This is a genomic window from Azonexus caeni (assembly GCF_048146105.1).
In the GTDB taxonomy this organism is placed as follows: Bacteria; Pseudomonadota; Gammaproteobacteria; order Burkholderiales; family Rhodocyclaceae; genus Azonexus; species Azonexus aromaticus_B.
Genome location: NZ_JBKJAD010000001.1, coordinates 20,247 through 38,593 on the forward strand (window position 1 = coordinate 20,247; position 18,347 = coordinate 38,593).

The 18,347-nt window shown below is 62.3% G+C and carries 16 protein-coding genes, 1 tRNA gene and 1 pseudogene; 8 read left to right on the plus strand and 10 right to left on the minus strand.

The window, feature by feature from the left end; translation table 11 throughout:
* Positions 1-47 precede the first annotated feature (47 nt).
* A complete protein-coding gene (locus tag ACLIIZ_RS00120) occupies positions 48-2,285 on the plus strand; it encodes an alkaline phosphatase D family protein (protein ID WP_416690056.1) in 2,238 nt (745 codons plus the stop codon).
* On the opposite strand, the gene ACLIIZ_RS00125 is transcribed toward ACLIIZ_RS00120, so the two are convergent.
* Together ACLIIZ_RS00125 and ACLIIZ_RS00130 are read right to left on the minus strand one after the other, a co-directional pair.
* Positions 2,282-4,549, minus strand: a complete 2,268-nt coding sequence (locus ACLIIZ_RS00125) for a response regulator (RefSeq protein ID WP_416690058.1) — start codon at positions 4,547-4,549, stop codon at positions 2,282-2,284. The two genes, ACLIIZ_RS00120 and ACLIIZ_RS00125, sit on opposite strands and share 4 nt — an antisense overlap.
* Before the next feature lie 11 nt (positions 4,550-4,560).
* On the minus strand, positions 4,561-5,616 hold the full coding sequence (locus tag ACLIIZ_RS00130) for a sugar ABC transporter substrate-binding protein (protein ID WP_416690059.1): 1,056 nt from the start codon (positions 5,614-5,616) through the stop codon (positions 4,561-4,563).
* A 410-nt stretch (positions 5,617-6,026) separates the two neighbouring features.
* On the opposite strand from ACLIIZ_RS00130, the gene ACLIIZ_RS00135 reads away from it, so the two are divergent.
* Positions 6,027-7,034 (plus strand): hypothetical protein, encoded by a 1,008-nt coding sequence (locus tag ACLIIZ_RS00135; protein WP_416690061.1) that lies wholly within the window; start codon positions 6,027-6,029, stop codon positions 7,032-7,034.
* On the opposite strand, the gene ACLIIZ_RS00140 is transcribed toward ACLIIZ_RS00135, so the two are convergent.
* Positions 7,000-7,521, minus strand: coding sequence for a helix-turn-helix domain-containing protein (locus tag ACLIIZ_RS00140; RefSeq protein WP_416690063.1), 522 nt, complete (start codon positions 7,519-7,521; stop codon positions 7,000-7,002). The two genes, ACLIIZ_RS00135 and ACLIIZ_RS00140, sit on opposite strands and share 35 nt — an antisense overlap.
* Before the next feature lie 68 nt (positions 7,522-7,589).
* Between ACLIIZ_RS00140 and ACLIIZ_RS00145 the strand changes: the two genes are divergently transcribed.
* A complete protein-coding gene (locus tag ACLIIZ_RS00145; RefSeq protein WP_416690065.1) occupies positions 7,590-7,868 on the plus strand; it encodes a hypothetical protein in 279 nt (92 codons plus the stop codon).
* Positions 7,868-8,185 (plus strand): hypothetical protein, encoded by a 318-nt coding sequence (locus ACLIIZ_RS00150; RefSeq protein WP_416690066.1) that lies wholly within the window; start codon positions 7,868-7,870, stop codon positions 8,183-8,185. Before ACLIIZ_RS00145 ends, ACLIIZ_RS00150 begins: the two co-directional genes overlap by 1 nt.
* A gap of 30 nt (positions 8,186-8,215) precedes the next feature.
* Here ACLIIZ_RS00150 and ACLIIZ_RS00155 read toward each other — a convergent pair whose 3' ends face one another.
* A complete protein-coding gene (locus ACLIIZ_RS00155) occupies positions 8,216-8,854 on the minus strand; it encodes a recombinase family protein (RefSeq protein WP_416690068.1) in 639 nt (212 codons plus the stop codon).
* Between the two features lie 370 nt (positions 8,855-9,224).
* Between ACLIIZ_RS00155 and ACLIIZ_RS00160 the strand changes: the two genes are divergently transcribed.
* A complete protein-coding gene (locus tag ACLIIZ_RS00160; RefSeq protein ID WP_416690070.1) occupies positions 9,225-9,956 on the plus strand; it encodes an NYN domain-containing protein in 732 nt (243 codons plus the stop codon).
* A gap of 73 nt (positions 9,957-10,029) precedes the next feature.
* Here ACLIIZ_RS00160 and ACLIIZ_RS00165 read toward each other — a convergent pair whose 3' ends face one another.
* The 4 genes and pseudogenes from ACLIIZ_RS00165 to ACLIIZ_RS00180 form a co-directional block, all read right to left on the minus strand.
* Positions 10,030-11,841, minus strand: a complete 1,812-nt coding sequence (locus tag ACLIIZ_RS00165) for a tyrosine-type recombinase/integrase (RefSeq protein ID WP_416690685.1) — start codon at positions 11,839-11,841, stop codon at positions 10,030-10,032.
* 12 nt (positions 11,842-11,853) lie between these two features.
* Positions 11,854-12,024, minus strand: a pseudogene (locus ACLIIZ_RS00170) (DUF6538 domain-containing protein); the annotation flags it as partial.
* Between the two features lie 85 nt (positions 12,025-12,109).
* A tRNA-Gly gene (locus tag ACLIIZ_RS00175) sits at positions 12,110-12,183 on the minus strand.
* 53 nt (positions 12,184-12,236) lie between these two features.
* A complete protein-coding gene (locus ACLIIZ_RS00180; protein WP_416690071.1) occupies positions 12,237-12,728 on the minus strand; it encodes a flavin reductase family protein in 492 nt (163 codons plus the stop codon).
* A gap of 64 nt (positions 12,729-12,792) precedes the next feature.
* Between ACLIIZ_RS00180 and mutY the strand changes: the two genes are divergently transcribed.
* Entirely contained in the window at positions 12,793-13,833 is a 1,041-nt protein-coding gene (gene mutY, locus ACLIIZ_RS00185; RefSeq protein ID WP_416690073.1) for an A/G-specific adenine glycosylase, read from the plus strand.
* Here mutY and ACLIIZ_RS00190 read toward each other — a convergent pair.
* On the minus strand, positions 13,805-15,004 hold the full coding sequence (locus ACLIIZ_RS00190; protein WP_416690075.1) for an HD-GYP domain-containing protein: 1,200 nt from the start codon (positions 15,002-15,004) through the stop codon (positions 13,805-13,807). The genes mutY and ACLIIZ_RS00190 overlap by 29 nt on opposite strands.
* A gap of 20 nt (positions 15,005-15,024) precedes the next feature.
* A complete protein-coding gene (locus ACLIIZ_RS00195; protein WP_416690077.1) occupies positions 15,025-15,591 on the minus strand; it encodes a hypothetical protein in 567 nt (188 codons plus the stop codon).
* A 90-nt stretch (positions 15,592-15,681) separates the two neighbouring features.
* On the opposite strand from ACLIIZ_RS00195, the gene ACLIIZ_RS00200 reads away from it, so the two are divergent.
* The gene (locus tag ACLIIZ_RS00200) at positions 15,682-17,589 is read left to right on the plus strand and encodes an ATP-binding cassette domain-containing protein (protein WP_416690079.1); all 1,908 of its coding nucleotides are present in this window, start codon (positions 15,682-15,684) and stop codon (positions 17,587-17,589) included.
* 133 nt (positions 17,590-17,722) lie between these two features.
* Positions 17,723-18,331, plus strand: a complete 609-nt coding sequence (gene thrH, locus ACLIIZ_RS00205) for a bifunctional phosphoserine phosphatase/homoserine phosphotransferase ThrH (protein ID WP_416690081.1) — start codon at positions 17,723-17,725, stop codon at positions 18,329-18,331.
* Positions 18,332-18,347 lie beyond the last annotated feature (16 nt).

Sequence of the window (18,347 nt, forward strand, 5' to 3'; positions counted from 1 at the left end):
GGCCCCGGCAGACTGCGCTTTTTCGCATCGTCAGTCAGGGGAACCCCATGAGCGTCAATGTCACCCGCCGCGACTTCCTGCGCGCCAGCGGCTTCATCTCGGCCTCGATCGCCAGCTTCGGCCTGGCCGGCTGCCTCGGCAGCAGCGGTGGCGGCAGTGCCGACCGCCACAAGTTTCCGCAAAGCGTCGCCGCCGCCGATCCGCGCCCGGACAGCATCGTGCTGTGGACCCGCATCCTGCCGAACAGCGCCGACGACATCGCAGTCGCCACCAGCGGCGACATCGACGCCCAGTTGCTGATTTCGAGCGATCCCGCCAACGCCGCCCTGCTCGGCGGCAACCAGGCGCTGCAGGGCAAGGGCATCGCCACCGTCGGCGTCGCCGCCCAGCAACGCTACGACCACACGATCCGCCACAAGCTGGGCGGCCTCAACCCGGCGACCACCTACTACTACCAGTTCCGCGTCGACGGCAGCCGCTCCCGCGTCGGCCGTTTCCGCACCGCACCGGCCGTAGACGCCGCCATCGGCCAACTCAAGTTCGGCCTGCTCGTCTGCCAGGACTGGAGCGTCAATCACTGGGCCGGCTTCGACGACCTGCTGGCGCGCGACGACGATCTCGACTTCTTCATCCACCTCGGCGACTACATCTACGAGACGGTCGGCGCCGCCTTCCAGAGCGGCAGCGTCGAAAGTCGCCACAGCGCGCTGGTCTTCCCCAACGGCACCGCCAACGCCGACGGTTCGAGCTACGCGACCAGCCTCGACGACTACCGCTACCTGTACAAGCGCTACCGCTCCGACCCGCGTCTGCAGGCGGTCCATGAACGTTTCGCGATGATCGCCATCTGGGACGACCACGAGTTTTCCGACGACTGCTGGGGCGACGCCGTAACCTACGACAACGGCAGCTACGACCCGGCCAGCGGCGCCGGCGACAACAGCCACGCCACTGCCCGCCGCCGCGTCGCCAACCAGGCCTGGTTCGAATACATGCCGGCCGACGTCAGCTTCGACGACTCGGTCGCCGGCTTCGCGACGATCGGCCTCTACCGCGACTTCCGCTTCGGCACCCTGGCCCACCTGCTGATGACCGACGAACGCCTCTACCGCAGCGACCACCTGATCCCGGAAGCGGCGCCAAACCCGGCCACCGGCAGCGCGACGGGCTCGATCGGCAGCCGCTACATGGTCCCCGAAGCGCTCCTTTACGATCAGGTCGAAGCGGCCAAGATCGCCGCCGGCACCGCCCTCGGCGACCCGCTGGCGCTGGTTTCGATGCTCGGCGCGACGCAGCGCGACTGGTGGAAGACGACGCTGGGCAACGCCAGCACCACCTGGAAACTGTGGGGCTCGGAAGTCATGCTGCTCAAGCTCGGCCTCGACGGCACGCGCGCCATCGCCGCGCTGATCGCCCTGCAGGCGGTGTCGACGGTAGGCGCCGCCACCGCCTTCGGCGTGATCATGCCGGACATCGTCGCCAACGGCGTCAATTCGGCCTACATCCCGGCCGCCGACAAGGCTGCGCTGGCCCCCTACTTCCAGAAATTCGTCCTCAACGCCGACATTTGGGACGGCTACGACGCCGAACGGCGCGACCTGATGAACTTCATCGCCAGCAACAACATCGCCAACGTCGTCGCCCTGACCGGCGACATCCACGCCTTCTACGCCGGCGAAGTGCGCGACAACTACCGCGCCGTCGGCGGCGGCAACCCGGTGATGAACGAGATCGTCGTCGCCGGCGTCTCCAGCGATTCCTTCTTCTCCTACCTCAAGAGCGCCGTCGCCGCGCTGTCCAGCGACCTCGCCACGCTGGTCTATTACCCGATCAGCAACCTGCCGGTACCCGGTGTCGGCGACATCAGCTTCGACGTCAACCTGCTCGACTACACCCTCGGTCGCCCGGCGCCGACGCTAGCCGACCTGCAGCAGCAGGTGCGCCACCCGGTACGTAGCGCGCTGGCGCAAAAGGGCGTGCCGGAAGCCCAGATCGACGCGACGACCGACGCCGTGGTGAACGGCCTGGCCGCCGACCCGGCCTTCAACACCAGCCTGCTCGGCCTCGCCCAGACCCTCGCCGGACTCGACGGCAACCCCTGGCTCAAGCACATCGACAGCGACGCCCAGGGTTACGGCGTGGTCACGCTGACGCCGAGCGAACTGGTCTGCCGCCTGCGCAAGATGCATCGGCTGATCGGCGGCGAAGCGCCGAACGGGCCGGTGGTGGCCAGCGAAACGACGATCCGGATCGCCGCCGGATCAACTCAGGTGACTGTCGCCTAGCTTTCCATCTCAACTGGCTGGCGCTTGGCCAGCCAGTTGAGCAGCATCAGGTAAAGCTGCTCGGGGCGTACCGGCTTGGCGATGAAATCGTCCATGCCGGCGTCAAAGCAACGGCGCCGGTCTTCAGCGAAGGCATTGGCGGTCATGGCGAGAATCGGCGTATGCGCGTGACGGGGCAGTTGCCGGATGCGCCGCGTCGCTTCCAGACCGTCCATGTTCGGCATCTGCATGTCCATCAGGATCAGCGCGTAATCGCTCTCTCCCGCCAGACGCAAGGCGACCGCGCCATCCACCGCAGAATCGACGATCAGGCCGATATCCTGCAGCATGTCGAGGGCGATCTCCCGGTTGATCGGTTCGTCTTCGGCCAACAGGACACGGGCGCCGGCATGATCACGGCAGAGGATGGCTTCGGCCTGGGTCAGCGGCGTGCCGGCGGTCGTGTCGATCTCCAGCCCCTTGCGTAAGCGTGCCGTGAACCAGAAAGTGCTGCCCTGCCCCGGCACGCTGCTGGCGCCGGCGGTGCCCCCCATCAGCTCGGCCAGTTTCCGGGTGATCGCCAGCCCGAGGCCGGTACCACCGTATTTCCGGGTGGTCGAACTGTCGACCTGCACGAAGGCCGAGAACAATCGCCTGAGAGCTTCGGCTTCGATGCCGATCCCGCTATCGCTGACTTCAAAGCGCAGCAACACGTTGTCCGGCGTGTCTTCGACGACGAAGGAACGCAAGGTGATCGTGCCGCGCTCAGTGAATTTGACCGCGTTCGACAGATAGTTGAGCAGCGCTTGCTGCAGACGTGTCCGGTCGCCCATCAAGCCGAGCGGCATGGCGGCGTTGTCGACCGCTAGCTGCAGGCCCTTGGCGCGCAGGTTGGTGGCGACAATGCTCAGCGCGTTCTCGGTGATTTCCTCGATGCTGACGAGTTCCTCTTCGAGGACGAATTTTCCGGCCTCGATCTTGGACAAGTCGAGAATCGCGTTGATGATTTCCACCAGGTGATGCCCCGCCCCCTCCAGCTTGTCCAGTTGCTCGGCCTGCTTCTCGCTGACCCCGCCGCGCCGGATGACGTGCGCCATACCAGTGATGGCGTTGAGCGGCGTACGGATTTCATGGCTCATGTTGGCCAGGAAGGCGCTCTTTGCCATGTTGGCCGTTTCGGCCGCGTCCTTGGCCTGTTTCAGTTCGACAGTACGCTCGGCGACGACTTCTTCCAAGTGATCGCGGTTGCGCACGATCTCCAGTTGGTTGGCCCGGCTTTCCGTAATGTCGTGGCCGATGCCGAGCACCCCGATGAGCGTCCCGTCGGGCGCGAACATCGGTGTCTTGGTCGTTTCGAGAAAGGCCCGATGGCCGTCCGAGGCGTAGGTGATCCACTCCTCGTTGACCAACGGTCGGCCGGCCTCGACGGCGGCCTGGTCATTGGCCCGGAAGCTGTCGGCCAATGCCTGATCGACGAAATCGTAATCGGTCCGCCCGACGATCTCCGCTTCCGACTTGCCAAAGAAACGTTCGAACTCGCGGTTGCAGGAAAGGTAGACCCCGTTCCCATCCTTCAGCCAGACCAGATCGGGAATGGTCGAAATGACGGTACGCAAGAACATGCGCTCCTGATCGAGCTCCTGGGCAACGCGCCGGACCGGCATGGCGAAGTACGAACTCAGACGCAAGGTCAGGAAGATACCGATCAGCAGCAGGCCCGAGGTCAGCACGATGACGAACACCATGCCGGTGCGCAGGGCCTGCGAACTCTCGGCTTCCGACAGGCCGACCTGGATGACGCCAAGCACGGCATTGTCGTAGCCACCGCGGTAGATCAGCGTCACTTCGCGGATCGGCACATCATCGCGCATCAGTTGCCGCACCACTTCCGGCGTTTTTCCCGAGACCACCTGGTCGATCAGCGGCTGCAGTTCGGCATCGACCTGGGCGTCGTTGTGCGCCGGATCGCTATCGGCAATCACCCGGCCACTGGTGTCGATCAAGCGCAGATAGACGAGATCCGGGTGCGATTCCTTGACCTCTTCCAGCATCAGGCGGGCGTGGTACTTGCCGGAAAAGCTGATGCGATTGACCGCGTTGGCCAGCACCCGCGTGGTCAGCGACGACAACTTGTCCTGCTCGCGGCTCATGACCTGATACAGATAACCGCCACCGGCAAGCAGAATGACGGTCATCAAAACGAAGATCAACCCTCCGAAGGCGAACGCCATGCGGCGGTCTACATCGGCGACATCGGGCAAATTGACGCTGGAGTGAATTGTCACGATACGGCCTGTTATCTCGGTTCGACGATCTTGCCCGACCACGACCGCTGATTGGCAGGCCAGGGCTTTTCAAAGGCCTGGGGCAGCGGCCCCTGCCAACCGGGATAGCGGTCCACCGTTTCACGGGTGACCGGAAAAACCGGGACCAGCACATGCCGGGCGACCGGCTGCTTGCGCAGTACGGCATAGGCGACACGCATCGCTTCGGCGCCGAGCGGGCCGCAAAACTGGGCGGCATCGATGACGGTCAACCGCCCGGCCCGGATGTTGCCGACGGCGACCGGATCGCCATCGACACTGGCCACCGCGATCTCGTTTCGCCCAGCCTTGGCCAGCGCATCGACGACGGCCAGCCCGCCACCATCGTTCACCGTAAACACCACATCGACGCTGTCGCGCTGTGGAAAATCGCGCAGGATCGCCTCGCCCGCCTTGCGTCCGCCGACCGGCTCGACCGCCTGGTAAGTCTTGAGAATCCTGAAGGCCTTGCCATGATCGCGCAGGGCATCGAGGAAAGCGTTCAGGCGTTCGACCGTGGACGAGACCAGTGGATACTCGACCAGCACCAGCCGCAAGGGCGTATTGCCGGGAAAGCGGGCGGCGATGTACTCGCCGCCCAGATAGCCGGCCTGCCGGTTGTCCGAGGTAACGTAGGAGGCCAGCTTGCCGCCGCTGATGTACTGGTCGTAGGCCACGACGGGAATCCCGGCGGCGTTGGCCGCCTTCAGCGGCTCGGCCAGCGCCGCATTGTCGGACGGCTGGACGACGATGATGTCCGGTCTGGCCGCCACCATGGCCCGCATCTGGCGAATCTGACGCTCGACCCCATCGCCGCCGTCGCCCGCCACCTCCGGCAGCAGGACAACGCCCCGCCCGCCGCTGCGCGCCGCCTGCGCGTTGATCCTCTTGGCTTCCGCCTCCAGCCCCTGGCGCATCGCCACCTGGCCGGGAATGCTCATCGACCAGTAAAGCACCCCAACCTTATAGGCATTTTCGGCGCTCACCGTGCCGCACAGACACAATGCGAGGCCCCAAAACAGCCAGCGCAAGCGATGTCGAAGCTGCATGAAATATCCCTGAGCCAATCCACTTCGGAAAAAGCATGTCGTTCGGCGCCGCCATCAACATCGGAACCTAAACGCCCCGCCCCCAACGGACGACGAACGCGCAGTATAAATCCCTACTATCCGCATAGTTTATCCGGCTCACCTTGAATTCGCCCGGAAAACGAAAAAGCCAACCGCTGAAGGTTGGCTTTTCTGCTGCAGATCAACAATCTGCTTGTATTCGATGTGGAGCGGGCGATGGGAGACTACCCCAAACCCAAGCACCACGTAACATGTTGATTAAATAGAAACTGCAATCTACTCCCGTCAGCATCGTAGGATGCATTCGTAGTAGCCCAACGCTGTCGATTATGCACTTCACGTGCGGCTTCCGGGAAGGTCTCGATCCTGCCCTGCGTTCGAGGGTTCTATTGCCTGCTCCCGGCCTCTACAATGCCGGCCTTTCGCTTACCTCTGCCGCCATGACAACCATGCCGTCCGATCCCGACTTCGATTCCTACAAGAAAAGCTGTGGCGTCGATTTCGTCCGATTTTTCAGCAGCACGGCAAAGGCACTGACGCTTCCCGCGTCAAAAACAAAAACCACCCCAATCCGCGCAGGTGGCACAGACGGCATGCTACTGACCATTCAGGAGCCAACGGTCGGTGAAATTGAAACGGTTGCGAGGGAACTGCCGGAAGCACAGTTTGACGGCATCGAGGTCTTTTACGACTTCACGCCCAAAGGCTGCTCTTCGCCCGAACAGCGCAAGGCAATGATCGAGACCATTCGCCAATGGCTGATTACCCATCTCTATCCGTGGCAAGGCCCTGGACTACAAATCGCCACGCGTGTATCAAAAGGTCGGAAACACGTCGAGCCGGTCTTTACGCACGTTGTTGAGCGGCGAGCCAACGCCAACGAAACGATGTATCTCGGCCACGCAAACCCGATCTATGCCGACCCGGATCAAGCCAATTATGCGTTCATGCGCCTCTATGCGAAGGTCACAGACAACAAGACTGCCTTGCTACCCGAAAAATGGCGGTGTCGGCTAGAACTGAACCTGAACAGTGCCGGATGTCGGCATTTCGGGTTGTCTGACCCGAGCAGTCTATTTGGCTTCGATTTCCGGCAAGTGGGGCCTTACTTCCGGCTGACAAGACCCGAGATCAAGCAATATGCCATGCCCAAGTTGAGATCGTGGAATCCACGCATGGCCAATTTACTCGAAGCGACTAGAAAGCGCTTAGCCCTGGATACTCTGCAAAATGTCGGAAGCCACGGCGCCAGCCATGAGCCTCTAATTAACGTTGATGGACATCATCGGCACAAGCTCGGCAACCGCATGATCCAGATTCGCTTGGACGACCTGACAAGGAAATTCGCAAAAGGTCGGAAAACTACTGGTTACGGTGAGTCATGGGGTAGCTGGTAGCCTCGCCCTGCTTGTTTGGTAGTGGTGCCCAGCGAACCGCCGTCACCAATCCCCAATTGCCATTACGATTCGGACGCCACCACTTTGCAGGCTTCATGGACTTCAAGTGGGCAAGCGCCTCCTCGAAGGTTTGGAAGCGCAACGTCCGACTTTTCTCTCCTACGCCGTAGGTTTTCGCTTTGGTTCGACGCAACGTCGGATTGAAGCAAGTGCCGTCAGCGGCAAATGGAACCATCACAACGCCTGGCTCTGCACCTTCATCTGCCTGAAAGAACTTTGCGACTTCAACGTCCAATGCATCGGCCAGCGTCTCTATCGCGTCCAGCGACGGATTAGCTCTTCCTCGCTCTACCCGACTCATGTAACTGCGAGCAAACCCGCAACGGTCGGCGAACGCCTCCTGCGACAACCCAGTCGCTTGTCGCAACTCCTTTACACGCTGTCCGAATCGTTTTCGCAGAGGTATCTTCACCCCCGCGAATGTCATTTATTGTATTCTTATCGGCCACGCACTAATCGTGCCAAATAGGCACACTAAGGAGAGTTAAAACCAAAATGAAGAAGTTGATGATCGTCGTCGCAATGTTCGCACTTACAGCCTGCGCATCTCACGGCACCCGCTTTGATATGGCTGATGTCGAGGCGATGCAGCCGGGCGTCACGACCTATGACGAAGCAGTTCAGAAGTTGGGCAAACCCAAGGCGCAAAACTTTGCCGCTGATGGCTCAAAAACCGTTACGTGGATCTATGCTACTGCTCTCGGGGCGCGTGGCACCAAGATCGCCTTTGACAAGGATGGCAAGATGGTTCGCATCATGAGCAAGGTCGAGTAATGAGCATCAAGATTATCGCAACCATCATTCTCTCAACCTGCCTTGTCAGCATTGCACAGGCCGGCAACTACTCCGATTCTGTTTCTCGTGGCCGGTTTTGTTCCAGCATGGGTGGCATGGCACGCACTGTTTATGAGGCACGACAGCGAGGAGAGCCAAAACAGAAATACCTTGATCTGGCTGCTAGTGCTATGAATGCGGGTGATCGTGGCGACGCAATGATTAGGTTCGCTATCGACTATGGCTATGACCAAGCCACCGATGGCAAAGATGCCCACATGAAGGCTTGGGCAAACTGCATGGATCAGACCTACTGACACTCAAGCTTCAGAAATTAGCAATTGGCATCAGCCATTTCTAATGCCAATGATATTCGCCCGAGAGACCCCGTAGGCGCGCGCCAGAGCGCTAACGGATTCACCCGCACCCAGCCTGCGTCGGATTTCTGATCGTTCGGCAGGCGTCGTTTTTGATGGTCTGCCGAGGGTCTTTCCTTCGGCTTTCGCACGAGCCAGTCCGGCTTGGGTGCGCTCAACCAGCAGGTCGCGCTCCATCTCAGCTACCGCTGCCAGCATGGACAGCAGGAGTTTGCCTGCCGGTGCCGTGAGGTCGGTATTGCCGAGTTGCAGCACGACGACCTTGATGCCGCGCTCACCGAGTTGCCGGACGGTCTGAAGCACGTCGATGGCGTCACGCCCGAGCCTATCCAACTTCGAGACAACCAAGGTCTCGCCCTTCCGAATCTGCCCGAGCATCGCCTTGAAAGCCGGGCGCTGAGACGCGGCGACCTTGCCGCTGATGCCTTCGTCAGCAAACCAGAAATCCGATTCGATCTTGTAGCCGGCTTGCTCAAGCTCAAGCCGCTGGTTGTCCGTCGTCTGCTGTCCAGTAGAGACCCGCCCATATCCGAAATACATCATCACCTTCGCCCTGTCTGAAATGTCGGAAAACGGTGTCAGAATAGGACGGACTGTTAGGAAAGCCAAGGGCTATATTTCCAACACATGATAGAAACAAGTGCCGACACTGCCGGAATACGGTCGCTATCCAACACCTGCGCCCCTGGGAAAACTTAGTATAAGTTAGTGCTAACTTAGTGCCGAAATCGCCGCGCAACCAAATATGCCCCTGCGCCGGAACAGAGCGAAGTCCTAGCTGGACGGCAATGGGTTGAAAGTGGTCTGTCCATCGTTCCAGGTCGGAAACGTAAAATCTTATAGAAGCGTTCGGTAGATAAATAATTTACCTAAAAATTTAGCTATCGTGATACGATAAAACCATCCCGCCCTTGGCAGTAAGCCGTCCTCCACATATTTGGACGTGCCGACCCCTTGGGCGTTTTCGTTTGGAGTGCCGATGCCTACCGCCATTCTGATTGATGGGGCTTACTTTGTGCGCCGCTTCCGCGCTATCGAGCCGCACAACGCCCATGACGCCGCTCGCGCCGCAGACTTGGCCTGTCGCTGGGCCATGCTACATCTTTCCGATGGCTCCCCACAGAAGGAAAACGGCAATCGCGCCCACCGACGGCGGCGCGACCTGTATCGAATTTTCTTCTACGACTGCCCTCCGCTGGACAAGAAACTCCACAACCCAATTTCTGGCACGGCATGCGATTTCAAAAAATCGGACGAGGCCAAGTTCCGTCTGGCGCTGCATGCAGCACTCCTGACCAAGCGCAAGGTTGCGCTACGACTTGGCCATCTTGCCAGCGATACACCCTGGACGATCAAGCCCACGAAAATCGACGAGCTGTTGAAAAAGAAGATCAAGTTCGAGGACTTGACTGAGGACGACGTGATCCCGCAGGCACGGCAAAAAGGCGTCGATATGCGAATTGGGCTGGACATTGCCTCTCTCGCCTACAAGAAGCAGGTCGATCAGATCATCCTGTTCGCAGGCGACGCCGACTTCGTCCCTGCCGCCAAGCTGGCTCGCCGTGAAGGCATTGATTTCGTTCTGGACCCAATGTGGCGGACCATCTCCGCTGGGCTGACGGAACATATCGACGGACTACGCTCGACCTGCCCGCGCCCCGACAAGGCTAAAGCAGCAACCGGTGGCGAAAAGTCGGAAAATCCAGCTTGAGCATGCAGGGCAAACTGCCTCGCACCCCTCGCCAAGCCTTGATTTCAGAACAAGACCAAGAGCGTCCCTATAACTAGGGCTGATTAGCAGTTCTGCTTTCGCTACGGACTTGCTGTTTCCGGCGCCGTTCCTTTCGATCCAAAGCACTCGCGACAGCCTGCACACCAGCAGCAACATCGAATGGCGCCAACGTCGGTAGCGGATACTCAACGCGATTGATATACGGCTGCAGTTTGCTGGCAACCTGATCTTTCCGGTAGCGCTTTGCCGACATCGTTTTGCCTCGCTCATGTCCGGCGACCTGGGCCACCGTCGCTTCCGGCACTTCGGCGTCGAACAACCCCGTAATGAACATGTGGCGCAGTGAATGAAAGGTCTTGGTGCCATCGCGGGGAATTTCCAGCCGTGCTCCAAGAAACCGCTCATTGAACCAAGAGCCAGCGGCCTTGCCGTAGCCCTTGATCTTGTCAAACCGCAATTCCGGGAAAAGTCGAACATGCCCCGCACGGCGCAAAGCCTCGACATAATCCGGCAACCCAAGCTCAACCAATCGATCATGCAGGGCAACAACACGCTGGGAGTTGATCGTTTTCAGCGATTTGTCGCTACCCTCTGACCGCTCTTCCTTGGGGTCGGCATCGATCTTGTCCGAGCCATCCAGGTTGAAATCGAGATACCAGCAGCCGGCCTCGTCTTGCTGGATATCATCCAGATACAACTGGGCTAGTTCGTTCAGACGGCCACCTGTATAGAGTCCCAACAACGGTAGCCAATAGTAGTGCGGCTGGTAGCTGTGGAACCCGCCACGCGCCGATGTCTTTCCTTTGCCTTCCTTGAACCACTCCACGCTGAATATCTTGGCCAGATCGGTGGCATCGAAAATGCCGCGCTCGTCTTGCTCCCTCTTGTCACGCTTGCCTGCACCACCCACCCCTGCAGCGGGGTTCCTCGGCAACAACTCTTCTCTCACCGCCCAATTCAGCATTTCCGACAATCTGCGAATGTAGAGGTTGGCCGAAGACAGTTCCATTCTTGGGTCGCCAGCAGATTCCACAGCGCCGATCAATTCGGTCAAGCTCGTCAATCCATAGCGGCGCCTAGCCTGACACAAATTGTCCGGCAACTGCTGAAGCCGACGCCGATATTCGGCGATCATCGGACGATCCAGGTCAGCCAATATCGGATCGTCCATCAATTCGACAAACGTCCCGCAGATACCATTCATGCGGTTATATTGATCGTCCTTCCAACTCGCCTTCTTATCAGCGAGAAATCGATCCAGCACCTCGGAAACGCGCATCGCTCCATACTTGTGACCAGCAACCACAGACGGATGGACATGAGCAACAGCATGAACGGGCAAGGAAGGTTGCCGGAGCGCTTTGGCCGCGTCCAACATGGACGGTGTGACTCCCACGCTCAGTGCCAGCCGGATACGCTCTGCATCGCGCTTGGATAGCATCAGCGCATCGATTCCGACTTTTTCACCCGGATCGAGAAAGACAGCACGCTTCCGCTTCGCGTCTCGGAAGAACACTTCACCCAGATATTCGCCGTCCTTCAGCAATCGGCTGACAGCCAGTCGGGTGTCGAACAAGACAAGCTGGCCCGTCAGCATGACAGGTTCGCCAATCTCTTCCACACTGTTCAAAATGAACTGACCGTCCGACTCGCGCTCGACCTCGGCAATATCGGCAACCTCTACACCTTGCCAGCCATCGGCGACGCAAACGAGAGCTACGCCATGATTGGCGACCTCCACGAGCAGAGCCTTAGACTCCATGCCAAGCGCCAGCGCAAAGTCAGCAAGACGAATCACGCCATCACCAGCCAGAAGTGGAGAGCCTTCTACAACCTTGAGAACGTCCATTTCATCCAGTTCCAAAACACGCTGCTGCCACTGCGACAGCAGACGAAACGCAGCAGCCTTAGCCGTTGCTGGATCGCGAACTCCGGTAGAGACATGAATCTCTCCACGACCTATAACGGCCTGGAGGCGCTTGGGAACACAGATACGGACAACGTAGATACCGCTTGAGCGGCGGTAAAGATAACCCGACCTCGCCATTCGCACTACCCTTTCGTAGTAGTGTTACGTAGCGGCGGGATTTACCGACCGATTTCCTATACCGAACAGCTAGTTAGGAAATGGTTGGAGCGGGCGATGGGAATCGAACCCACGGCTCTAGCTTGGGAAGCTAGGGTATTACCATTATACGACGCCCGCTCGGGCGGCAAGGACGCGATTCTATGCCGAGTTCGCGTCCGGTTCAATCGTTGTCAGAGCTCGGCGAGGCGGCGGTACTGGCCGGCGTGGAAGAGCAGCGGGGCAAGTTCCGGGTTTTCGCCGTAGCGCTCGACGCGGCCGATGAAGATGCTGTGGTCGCCGCCGGGGACTTCGCTTTCGTTAGCGACTTCGAAGCTGGCGCAGCAGCCTTCCAGCACCGGCGCGCCGCCGTAGCCGCCGTGCCAGGGCAAGCCGGCGAAGCGGTCGGTCGGCCAGGTGGCGAAGCGGTTGGAGAGGTCCTGCTGGTCGGCGGCGAGGATGTTGATCGCGTGATGGCTGGCCTTGCGGAAGGCTTCCAGGTTGGCCGAACCGCTGCCCAGGCACCAGAGGACCAGCGCCGGTTGCAGCGAGACGGCGGAGAAGGAGTTGACCGTCAGTCCGATCGGCTTGCCATCCGGGTCGATGGCCGTGACGACGGCGATGCCGGTGGCGAAACGGCCGAGGGCATTGCGCAGGGCGCGGGTATCGGTAACGGGCTGGGTCATGGGCGTCGCTGGCGGAAAAAAGGACGTATTATCCCGGCTCCCGCTTTCCGCGTCGAGACGAAATTTGCCGCAAGAACAAAGCTTTGCCCAACGCCTGATCGCCTGGCAGCGCAGCGCCGGACGCCACGACCTGCCCTGGCAGGGAACACGCGACCCTTACCGGGTCTGGCTGTCGGAGATCATGTTGCAGCAGACCCAGGTGGCAACGGTGCTGCCGTATTACGCCCGATTCCTGGCCAGTTTTCCCGACGTCGGCGCGCTGGCGGCGGCGCCCATCGAGCAGGTCATCGAGCACTGGGCCGGCCTGGGCTACTACGCCCGGGCGCGCAACCTGCATCGCTGCGCGCAACGCATCGTTGCCGAATGCGGCGGGCGTTTTCCGGAGAATGCCGCGGCGCTCGCTGAATTGCCCGGTATCGGTCGCTCGACGGCAGCGGCGATTGCCGCCTTCTGTTTCGGGGAACGGGCGGCGATTCTCGACGGCAACGTCAAGCGGGTGCTGTGCCGGGTGTTCGGGATCGCCGGCTTTCCCGGCGCGACGGCGGTCGAGCGGCGCCTGTGGACACTGGCCGAAAGCCTGCTGCCGGACGCCACGGAGATCGGCGCTTACACGCAGGGATTGATGGATCTGGGAGCGACGCTATGCACGCGCGGCCTGCCCAATTGCCCGGCCTGTCCCTTTGCCGAAAACTGCGTCGCCCGCCGCGAGAACCGTCAGCGCAGCCTGCCGGAAGCCAAGCCGCGACCGCCGCTGCCCGAGCGCGAGGCGGTTTTCGTGCTGCTTCTGGCTGGCGACCGGCTGCTGCTCGAACGACGGCCGCCGCACGGGCTGTGGGGCGGTCTGCTGGTACCGCCGCAAGGCGATCCGGCGACGATCCTCGCCGCGCGCGGCCTGATCGCATCTGAGCAGCGCGAACTGCCACCGCTCAAACATGTGTTCACGCATTTCCGGCTGACCCTGAAACCGCTGCTTTGCCGCGTCGCGCCGCCGCTCTCGGCAGGCGAACCGGGCGACGCATGGCTGCCGTTGGCCGAGGCTGCCGCCGCCGGCGTGCCGACGCCGATCCGCAAGCTGATCAGGCAGGTTGCCAGCGCAGAGGACTGAGCCCCCAGCGCTCGAAACTTTCGGCGCGCAGGATGCGCCCGTAATGGTTGCCGACCTTGCGCGAAAGGTCGGCGCGCACCGGCTCGACGTATTGCCGCCGCGCCGCGTGATAGATGACCTTGACCACCGGGCGCAGCGGATCGCCCGGCGTTCCCTGCTCGACCACTGCCAGGTGGCCGCTTTCCAGCAGTACCAGGGTGCCGACCGGATAGACGCCGAGGGCATGGACGAGGCCGGCGACCAGCCCGGGGTCGAACTGCACCCCACCTTGCTCGTAGAGCTGGCGCAGCGCGGCGGTCGGCGCCAGGGCGGCGCGGTAGGGGCGGTCCGAGGTCATCGCGTCGTAGGCATCGACGACGGCGGCGATGCGCCCGGCCAGCGTGATGTCGTCGCCCGCCATGCGGTAGGGGTAACCGGCACCGTTGTAGCGTTCGTGGTGCTCGAGGATCACCGCGACCGTGGTCTCGGGCAGGCTGACCGTCGCTTCCAGAACCGCCAGGCCTTCCTCGACGTGGCTCTGGACGATCGCGTACTCGGCCTGCGACAGTTGCCCCTGCTTGCTCACCAGGCGTTCGTCGATGGCCGCCAGACCGATGTCCTTGAGCAGCGCGCCGAGCGCCATCTTCTCCAGTTCGGCGGCGGCGACCTGCTGCTGACGGGCCAGGGCGACGGTCAATGCTGCGGTGGCGACAGCGTGGCCGGCATCGTAGGTTTCCGGCCGCTTGATCCGGGCCAGCGGCACCAGCGCGTCCGGGTTGCGGGCAACCGATTCGATCAGCTTGTCGACCACCACTTCCAGCGCCAGCGCATCGACCCGTTCGCCGGCGCGCGCCGCCCGTGCCATCTCGTCGAGTTGGCGGCAGGCGTCGCCGAGCAGGCGGCTGGCCCGCCGCCGCTCCTCGCCGAGCGAAACCGTCGGCGGCGGCCGCCGCAGTGGGCGCGGCTCAGGCGGCACCGGCAGCGGCGGACTACTGCCTGGCAGGTCGACATCGCGACCACGCCGGGTATCGATGCTGATCTCGGTAAAACCGGCGTCGATCAAGCGCCGAATCTGCACCCAGTCGCGGACCGGAAAGCGGCTCAACCAAAGCCCGTGCTCCAGCCAGGGCTTGTGCAGATCGACGACGTACATGCCGGGCCGGAGTTGGTCGATGACAATCTTGCGGATCATCGCCCCGACCTCTCCCGCCCCTACTGCTGCTTCGCCGCCCTGGCGGCCGCCTTGGCTTTGGCCTCGGCCAGCTTGCGGGCGTGTGCCTCGACCTTGCGCTGGTGCGCCGCCTCGCGTTCGGCGCTGCGACGAGCGCCGGCTTCGGCCTGGCGCGCCTTGCGCGCGGCAATTGCATCGCGCCGCGCAGCATCCGCCTGGTCGCGGGCGGCAATATCCTGTTCGCGCTGCGTCAGGCTGCGCGCCTTTTCCTCGGCATCGGCAGCGACCTGCGCCTTGCGCGCGGCCAGTTGTTCGCGCTTGACCTGGCGTTCCATCTCCTCGGCGCCACGTTCCAGCGCCTGATTCGCCTGGCGAGCCCGTAACTGCTCGCCGCGCGCCTCGTTGACACAATCGTTGACCAGGAACTTCTCCTGGCAGGCAATCTTGCGCCGCTCGAACTCGCTATCGGCAGCACGCTGCTGCCGCGCGGCCTCGGCCTTGATGGCGGCGGCACGCTGGAGACGCTCCTCCCAGCCGGAATCTTCCGCAAACGTCGCGCAACAAGGCAACAGGAGAGCAGCAAACGCTGCGCAGTATCGATATTTCATGCCATGGACCCGGAAAACGGCGGCATTTCGGGACAAACCCGGCCGGCGATGCGGGAATTCTAGCAGCCCGCCGCTATAATTCGCCCCGCCATGATCTCCCTGCGCCAACTCACTTTCGCCCGCGTCGGCCGCCCGCTGGTCGTCGACGCCAACCTGCAGATTCACCCCGGCTGGAAGGTCGGCGTGGTCGGCGCCAACGGTTGCGGCAAATCCAGCCTGTTCGCCCTGCTTGCCGGCGAACTGCACGCCGAACAGGGCGACTGCGACATCCCGGCCGTCTGGCAGATTGCCCGCGTGGCGCAGGAGACGCCAGCGCTGCCGACCCCGGCACTGGAGTTCGTGCTCGACGGTGACGTCGAACTGCGCCGCGTCGAGCGCGAGCTGGCGGCCGCCGAAGCGGCCGGCGACGGCGAGGCGATCGGCCATCTGCACACGCGTTACGCCGACATCGACGGCTATTCGGCCAAGGCGCGCGCCGCCGAGGTGCTGCACGGCCTGGGCTTCACCGACGCCGATTTCGCCCGTCCGGTGGCCGATTTTTCCGGCGGCTGGCGGGTGCGCCTGAACCTGGCGCGCGCTCTCTCCTGCCGCGCCGACCTGCTGCTCCTCGACGAGCCGACCAACCACCTCGACCTCGACGCCGTACTCTGGCTCGAACAATGGCTGAAGAGCACGCCGGCCACCTTGCTGCTGATCTCGCACGACCGCGATTTCCTTGACGCCGTGGTCGGTCAGATCGTCGCCATCGACCAGCAGCGGATGACGCTGACCACCGGCGGCTACTCCGATTACGAGCGCGCCCGCGCCGCCCGCCTGGCCCAGCAGCAATCGGCCTACGAAGCGCAACAGCGGGAAATCGCCCGCCTGAGCCGTTTCGTCGAGCGCTTCAAGGCCAAGGCGACCAAGGCGCGCCAGGCACAAAGCCGGGTCAAGATGCTCGAACGGATGGAGATCATCGCCGCCGCGCACGCCGATTCGCCGTTCCAGTTCAGTTTCCGCGCCCCGGACAGCCTGCCCGACCCCTTGCTGCTGATTGAAAATGCCGCCGCCGGTTACGTTGACCGCAAAATTCTCGCAAACCTCACGCTGACCCTGCGCCCCGGCTGCCGCATCGGCCTGCTCGGGCGCAACGGCGCCGGCAAATCGACACTGATCAAGCTGCTCGCCGGCAGCATCGCCCAGCAAGGCGGCGAGCGCAAGGAAGCCAAGGCGCTCAACATCGGCTACTTCGCGCAGCACCAGCTGGAACAACTGCGCCCCGAAGAAACCCCGCTCTGGCACCTGCAAAAGCTCGAACCGCTGACGCCGGAGCAGGAACTGCGCGACTACCTGGGCGGTTTCGATTTCCGTGGCGAGATGGCTAGCCGCCCGGTCGGCCCCTTCTCCGGCGGTGAAAAATCGCGCCTGGCGCTCGCCCTGCTCATCCGCACCCGACCCAACCTGCTGCTCCTCGACGAGCCGACCAACCACCTCGACCTCGAAATGCGTGAAGCGCTCGCTTTCGCGCTGCAGGACTACGAAGGCGGCATGGTCGTCGTCTCGCACGACCGCCACCTGCTGCGCAGTTGCACCGACGAACTGTGGCTGGTCGACAACGGCGCCGCCACGCCCTTCGACGGCGACCTTGACGACTACGCCGCCTGGCTCGCCACCCAGCGCAGCGCCGACAAGGCGCCGGCCGCCGACGCCCAGGCCGAAAAAGCCGAACGCCTGCAACAACGCGCCGACGCCAAGGCCAACCGGCAAGCGCTACTCGCCGAACGGCGCAAGCTGACCAAGGAAATCGAGCAAATCGACCGCAACCTGGCCAAATGGCAGGAAGAAAAGGCTGCGCTGGACACCCAGTTCGCCGATCCCGACTTCTACGCCACGGTCGACCGCCAGAAAAACGAAGAAATGCACCGCCGCGCCGGCGAACTCGGCGAAGCGATCGACACCGCCGAGCTGCGCTGGCTGGAACTGCACGAGGCACTGGACGCACTGCCGGCGGTGGATTGAAGGCTGTCGCCGGGTTACCGGTTTCCCGTGAAACGTTTGCCCTCCCGGGACAAGCAATTCCGCTTTCATTTCCGCTGAGACGCCGTCCGTTCGGGTAAAATCCCGCTTTTTTCGCCGTCTCAGGGAGTTGCCCGTGAAAATCGTCTGTCTTGACCTCGAAGGGGTCCTGGTTCCGGAAATCTGGATCGAATTCGCCGAGCGTACCGGCATCCCCGAACTGAAGCGGACGACGCGCGACGAGCCGAACTACGACACGCTGATGACCTACCGGCTGAACCTGCTGCGCGAGAAGCAGCTCGGCCTGCCGGACATCCAGAAGGTGATCGCCGAAATGGGCCCGATGCAGGGCGCCCGCGCCTTCCTCGACCAGCTTCGCGAGGACTACCAGGTGGTCATCCTGTCCGACACCTTCTACGAATTTGCCCATCCGCTGATGCGCCAACTCGGCTGGCCGACGCTGTTCTGCCATTCGCTGGAAGCCGACGCCGACGGCATGCTGGTCAACTACCACCTGCGCATGCCGAACCAGAAGCAGGAAGCGGTCAAGCGCTTCAAGGAACTGAACTTCACCATCGTCGCTGCCGGCGATTCGTACAACGACACGGCGATGCTCGGCGAAGCCCACGGCGGCATCCTCTTCCACCCGCCGGAAAACGTCGTCCGCGAATTCCCGCAGTTCCCGGTGGTGCGCGATTACGACGCGCTGCGCGCCGAAATCGACAAGGCTTTCGCCAAGGCCTGACGGCCATTGGCGCAAG

What these genes read in the sequence shown, in the direction of transcription:
- ACLIIZ_RS00120 (WP_416690056.1), top strand. Translation starts at nt 48, where the DNA reads ATGAGCGTCAATGTCACCCGCCGCGACTTCCTGCGCGCCAGCGGCTTC.
- ACLIIZ_RS00130 (WP_416690059.1), bottom strand. Translation starts at nt 5,616, where the DNA reads ATGCAGCTTCGACATCGCTTGCGCTGGCTGTTTTGGGGCCTCGCATTG.
- ACLIIZ_RS00140 (WP_416690063.1), bottom strand. Translation starts at nt 7,521, where the DNA reads ATGACATTCGCGGGGGTGAAGATACCTCTGCGAAAACGATTCGGACAG.
- ACLIIZ_RS00145 (WP_416690065.1), top strand. Translation starts at nt 7,590, where the DNA reads ATGAAGAAGTTGATGATCGTCGTCGCAATGTTCGCACTTACAGCCTGC.
- ACLIIZ_RS00150 (WP_416690066.1), top strand. Translation starts at nt 7,868, where the DNA reads ATGAGCATCAAGATTATCGCAACCATCATTCTCTCAACCTGCCTTGTC.
- ACLIIZ_RS00160 (WP_416690070.1), top strand. Translation starts at nt 9,225, where the DNA reads ATGCCTACCGCCATTCTGATTGATGGGGCTTACTTTGTGCGCCGCTTC.
- ACLIIZ_RS00180 (WP_416690071.1), bottom strand. Translation starts at nt 12,728, where the DNA reads ATGACCCAGCCCGTTACCGATACCCGCGCCCTGCGCAATGCCCTCGGC.
- ACLIIZ_RS00190 (WP_416690075.1), bottom strand. Translation starts at nt 15,004, where the DNA reads ATGATCCGCAAGATTGTCATCGACCAACTCCGGCCCGGCATGTACGTC.
- ACLIIZ_RS00195 (WP_416690077.1), bottom strand. Translation starts at nt 15,591, where the DNA reads ATGAAATATCGATACTGCGCAGCGTTTGCTGCTCTCCTGTTGCCTTGT.
- ACLIIZ_RS00200 (WP_416690079.1), top strand. Translation starts at nt 15,682, where the DNA reads ATGATCTCCCTGCGCCAACTCACTTTCGCCCGCGTCGGCCGCCCGCTG.